Origin of the sequence: Aromatoleum sp., from assembly GCF_032027225.1 — a bacterium.
Taxonomy (GTDB): domain Bacteria; phylum Pseudomonadota; class Gammaproteobacteria; order Burkholderiales; family Rhodocyclaceae; genus Aromatoleum.
In genome coordinates, this window is record NZ_JAVSMM010000042.1 from 1 (window position 1) to 4,423 (window position 4,423).

The 4,423-nt window shown below is 61.7% G+C and carries 7 protein-coding genes; 2 read left to right on the plus strand and 5 right to left on the minus strand.

All coding sequences use genetic code 11. The annotated features are described in order from the left end of the window. Positions 1–180: hypothetical protein (locus ROZ37_RS21965; RefSeq protein ID WP_312662860.1), on the plus strand; the 180-nt coding region annotated here is incomplete at its 5' end. A 79-nt stretch (positions 181–259) separates the two neighbouring features. Here ROZ37_RS21965 and ROZ37_RS21970 read toward each other — a convergent pair. The 4 genes from ROZ37_RS21970 to ROZ37_RS21985 form a co-directional block, all read right to left on the minus strand. After that, the gene (locus ROZ37_RS21970; RefSeq protein ID WP_409449990.1) at positions 260–808 is read right to left on the minus strand and encodes an HD domain-containing protein; all 549 of its coding nucleotides are present in this window, start codon (positions 806–808) and stop codon (positions 260–262) included. A gap of 166 nt (positions 809–974) precedes the next feature. Next, the gene (locus ROZ37_RS21975) at positions 975–1,403 is read right to left on the minus strand and encodes a type II toxin-antitoxin system VapC family toxin (protein WP_312662862.1); all 429 of its coding nucleotides are present in this window, start codon (positions 1,401–1,403) and stop codon (positions 975–977) included. Further along, positions 1,403–1,615: a FitA-like ribbon-helix-helix domain-containing protein gene (locus ROZ37_RS21980; protein ID WP_312662864.1), complete on the minus strand. Its 213-nt coding sequence runs from the start codon at positions 1,613–1,615 to the stop codon at positions 1,403–1,405. The genes ROZ37_RS21975 and ROZ37_RS21980 overlap by 1 nt, the downstream gene beginning before the upstream one ends. A 109-nt stretch (positions 1,616–1,724) precedes the next feature. After that, entirely contained in the window at positions 1,725–2,363 is a 639-nt protein-coding gene (locus ROZ37_RS21985; RefSeq protein ID WP_312662866.1) for a DUF429 domain-containing protein, read from the minus strand. Here ROZ37_RS21985 and ROZ37_RS21990 point away from each other — a divergent pair. Then, on the plus strand, positions 2,323–3,138 hold the full coding sequence (locus ROZ37_RS21990; RefSeq protein WP_312662869.1) for a DUF6988 family protein: 816 nt from the start codon (positions 2,323–2,325) through the stop codon (positions 3,136–3,138). The two genes, ROZ37_RS21985 and ROZ37_RS21990, sit on opposite strands and share 41 nt — an antisense overlap. Before the next feature lie 1,179 nt (positions 3,139–4,317). Here ROZ37_RS21990 and ROZ37_RS21995 read toward each other — a convergent pair. Next, positions 4,318–4,423, minus strand: a 106-nt coding sequence (locus tag ROZ37_RS21995; RefSeq protein WP_312660413.1) for a transposase domain-containing protein, incomplete at its 5' end; no start/stop codon positions are given.

Genomic DNA, 4,423 nt, shown 5'->3' on the forward strand with positions numbered 1-4,423 from the left:
CCAATTGCCGTTGCACAATCGGCTGAAAAAGCAGCTGGAATCGTCATCAGGGCGGCTCAGGTCGGATCTTTTCAGCATCGATTTTTTTCCAGGCGGCCGGAAACCGAAGGTGAAGGCGGAATTTTCAACACCCTGCTAGGCCGCCACATGCCTTTTCACGCCCAACTCGTGACGCGATGAGGCGTGGGCGCTCTTGCTGGGAGACGTCAATCAGCTCGACCTGCCGAGCGTACCCGTTTGCCCCAGTTCGCCCCGTCCGTTACACGTGGCCTTCCCGAGCCCCGTTCCACTCCTCGAGGAAGCGCTCCACGAACTCTTCCATGAACCGGTGAAGCTCCTGCGCAAGAGCGTATCCGGTCGCAGTGTTCATCCGGTCCTTGAGAAGCAGGAGCTTCTCGTAAAAGTGATTGAGGCTCGTCCCCTTGGCGGCCTTGTACGCCTCCGCGGTATCGTGCAGGACCGGCGGCACATCCGGGTCGTACATGGAGCGGCCGGCATGTCCCCCGTAGGCGAAACACCGGGCGATACCGATGGCACCGAGCGCATCCAGCCGGTCCGCGTCCTGGACACACTTCCCCTCCAGGGTTTTCATCTCGGTACGAACGCCAGCTCCCTTGAAGGAGATGGTCGCCACGATATCGACAACCTGGTCGATGACTTCCTCGGAAGCCCCTTCCTGCCTGAGCAACTGCTCCGCCTGACGCGGTCCGATGGCGTCATCGCCTCCATGGAACTTCCAGTCGGCGATATCGTGGACAAGTGCGGCCAGTTCAACCACCTCTTGGTCTGCACCCTCGTTCTTGGCAATGCGGCCGGCAAGCTTCTAGACCCGGTTGATGTGGTGCCAATCGTGGCCGGAGCTCTCGTCTGCGAACCTCGCGGCGATATGGGCCGCGACGCGCGAGACCAAGGTATTTTTCTCGTTTTCCATGCTGAGTGCCTGTGGCCGAGCCGGCCGCTGGTGCGAGCGCTGTTCAGGTCGCCGACAGCGGCGAGCTGAAGGGATTGATGTTCCGCACTCCGGTGGACTCGAAATCTTCCGTGTTACGCGTGACGACCGTCAGGTCGTAGATGAGAGCAATGGCTGCAATCTGCTTGTCGATGGGATGCTGGGGACTCGGCGACATGAGCTTTCCCCATACCTGCGCGCAGTCGAGGTCGAAGCCCAGTATCCGGTCCGAGTAGTCGGCAATCACCATGTCCAGCCAGGCCTCGAGGCGATTCGCCTGCTCGCAGTCACCTCGTTTACGGATTGTCTCGACACCGCGACGAATCTCGCCGACGGTCTGCACCGATAGATAGATGTCTTCCGCTGCCAGAGTCGCAAAAAAGGCGGTAACGCCGGGATTGGCGCGCCCGCCTTTGCGCAGCTCGCTGATGATGTTGGTGTCGAGCAGGTACATCAGCCCTGCCGAAAGTTGAAGTCTTCGTCGGTGCCCACGTCGGGCATGCTCGCAAGCACGTCCTTGAAGGTTCGGCGAGCCGGGCGCGAAAGGGCCACCCGCAAAATTTCGCGGTGCTCCGCTTCAGCACTACGTCCGTGCCGAGCCGCCGCCTCCTTCAAGGCCTGCGCGACCTCCGGCTCGACGTTGCGCACAACAAGGTTGGTCGCCATGGCGCTCTCCTGACGATTGCAATGCTTGCATTTTAGCGCGGACCGCAATCATTGCAATCACTATTGCCGACTCCGCTGTGCGGTCAAGGCCCTTCAAAAATCAAATGGCCTATAGGGAGGCGGGAACGAAAATGTAGCCGCCCTCGGTATCCCCGTATGCCTCGCTCCGACCGGCAATCACATATGTGGCGGTCAGCGCGCACAGGGCCGCATCCACTGCATCGATGGATTTCAATGGTGTCGGGTCAATGCCCGCATCCCTCAGCAGCTGTCGGCGCTGCACGCGCTTACGTTTCGCCGAGGCCTCCCCAGTGCCAAGCATCGCGCAGGTGACGGCATGCGGGAACGTCTCGAAGCAGACCTTCCCGCCGGCGTAGCCCACGTCACTCAACAGCGGGTGGGTGGCAGCCAAGGCCTGATAGACACGCTCACCGCAGAACATCCAGCCATAGAACCCAGACGTGTTCGCCTCAGCACGTTCCCGCGTCGGCGTCGCGAAGGAAAATATCCGCTCCTTGGCGAGCGCCTTTTCCGCCAGCCGGCCCGATTGCGGTTGCCCCCACCGGCAGGGCGAGTCGATGCCGACCGCTACCGCACCAAGGTCCTCGCACGTGCGCGCCAGATGGTCAGGGTCGCCGCTACGGATGCTGCAGACAATGTCGTTGCCGTGCAGGACGACGAGGTGGCAGCCCTTCTTGGACCCGCCGATGTCGGTGCCGGCCACGGTAAGCGGACTATCGAAAACCATTCAATCTTTTCCCTCACACACCATCACGCATCGCGAAGATATGGTCGCCGGCCGTTCCGCTAGTATGCCATCTGTCTTCCCGCATTTCCCTCACCTCTATATGACCGACGAAAAACTTCATCGACTCCTCGACCGAACCGCCCAGTTCCACACGGAGGTGCAGCGCCATGTACAGTCGCTGTTGTCCGCGCCGGACGAGCGCTTCGTGGCAGCATTCCAGTCCGGCCTGCTTTCGCTGGAACACGCTCTCAGTACCTTGATGCTGGTCGACCAAGGGCTGTTCTCATCAGCGATTGCGCTGACCCGCCCGCAGTTCGAGAGCTTGGTTCGAGGCGTCTGGCTCCTCCACGCGGCCAGCGACAGCTGGGTCGCCAAGCTTTCCGAGCCCCTCACGATGGAAACCGCCAAGCGCGCCAATGAGGGACTGGGATTGGCCGATATGCTCAACGAGTTAGAAGCCCACCCCGATGCGCCCGCGCCCATCGTCGCGCAACTGCGCGAGTACAAGGAAGTCACGTGGAAGGCAATGAACAGCTATGCGCACGGCGGTCTGCATCCCCTGTCCCGCACCATGACGGGTTACCCGCCGCAGCTCATTTACGACGTCATCCGCAATTCCAACGCGGTCGTCGCACTGACCGCGCAGCTGCAGTCCATCCTGTCAGGAGTTGCTGAAAACATGCAGCCGGTGAGGGAGATGCACGAGCATTTCGCGGACGTGTTGCCCATTATCCATTCAACGGCTGCGAGCACGCGCGGGAAGCACGTGGGTTGATGCGTGCAGCCGACGTTGGTGACCCGAAGGGGGACGGAGACGACCGAAGCCTCTGCAATGGGGCGATAAAAATTATTTGTTGCGTCGCATCAATACGTAGGCGTATCGTTCACCTGTCTCCTCCACCCTCCTCCTTGGTGTGGATTTAAGCCCGGGCCCCGTTGCTCGGGCTTTTTTCTTTTCAGGCTCGAAGACGACCGGGGTAGCCGTTCGGAGCCGCCCGCCAACTCATGTCGGTGCGGTCGCCGCGCCCGACGCGGCTCCTCGAGCCCGTCTTCAGCCGCCCCCCTGACTCTGAATGTTCCGTGAAACGCACAACAGCGAGTACGGGACATGACCCTCACCCTAGTCGCAGTGGTCGGTAAGTTAGACCATTACGCCTACGGCCTCGAGGAGCACGTCACATGTCGCAAACGCTGACACGCGAAGACCTGTACGAACAGGTGTGGAGTAAGCCAAAAACCGCCCTAGCCAAGGAATTCGGATTGTCGGACGTTGCGCTCGGAAAAGCCTGTGCAGCTGCCCGCGTACCGGTTCCACCCCGCGGCTACTGGGCGGCTCACGCGGCTGGCAAGCCGGTTCGCCGCATTCCTCTGCCCCGCCGGGGACTCGGAGAGTCCGGGAGTGTCGAAATCGGTCGCCGTACCGGCTGGTACCACGACGAACCGATAGGCGAGCTTCCCCCTCGCCCCGAATTCGCTGAAACCTTGGACGTCGTCGTCGAACGGGCCAGGAAGCAGGCGGGGAAGGCAGCGCTCCCACGGTCGCTCGCGAATCCACACGCGCACATCGCCCGTCTTCTCGCAGAAGACGAAGAGCGAAGAAAGCAGGCAGAAAAGCTGCGCTACCCGATTCACTCGCCTAAATTCGATACACCGGCGGCAAAGCGACGGCTGCGCCTCATCAACGCAATCTTCGTGGGGCTTTCCAGAGCGAGCTGCCGTCCATCCTGTCGTGGTGACGAGGCAGAGGAGCTCTTCGCTGTGGTCGGCGACCAGGTCGTGGCGTTCTCCGTGATGCCGCTAAGGCGGTCTCGTCGCAACGACAGGATATTCGGTCCCGACGACACCAAGGCTCGACTGCCCCTTCGCATTGCCGTGACCGCCCCGCAGGAGTATTGCGGCAGCATGACCAGCGAATGGAACGTAAGCCCCCGGCGAACCCGTCTTGCCGTTTCGCTCAGGTGCAGACGGCCGGCTGCCAGCGATGCGGCAGCAACTCCCCGATCTTGCTGTAGGGCTGCGTCGGCAGCCGTTCGAGCACATCCTTCAGGTACGCGAAGGGC

What these genes read in the sequence shown, in the direction of transcription:
- ROZ37_RS21985 (WP_312662866.1), bottom strand. Translation starts at nt 2,363, where the DNA reads ATGGTTTTCGATAGTCCGCTTACCGTGGCCGGCACCGACATCGGCGGG.
- ROZ37_RS21990 (WP_312662869.1), top strand. Translation starts at nt 2,323, where the DNA reads ATGTCGGTGCCGGCCACGGTAAGCGGACTATCGAAAACCATTCAATCT.
- ROZ37_RS21980 (WP_312662864.1), bottom strand. Translation starts at nt 1,615, where the DNA reads ATGGCGACCAACCTTGTTGTGCGCAACGTCGAGCCGGAGGTCGCGCAG.
- ROZ37_RS21975 (WP_312662862.1), bottom strand. Translation starts at nt 1,403, where the DNA reads ATGTACCTGCTCGACACCAACATCATCAGCGAGCTGCGCAAAGGCGGG.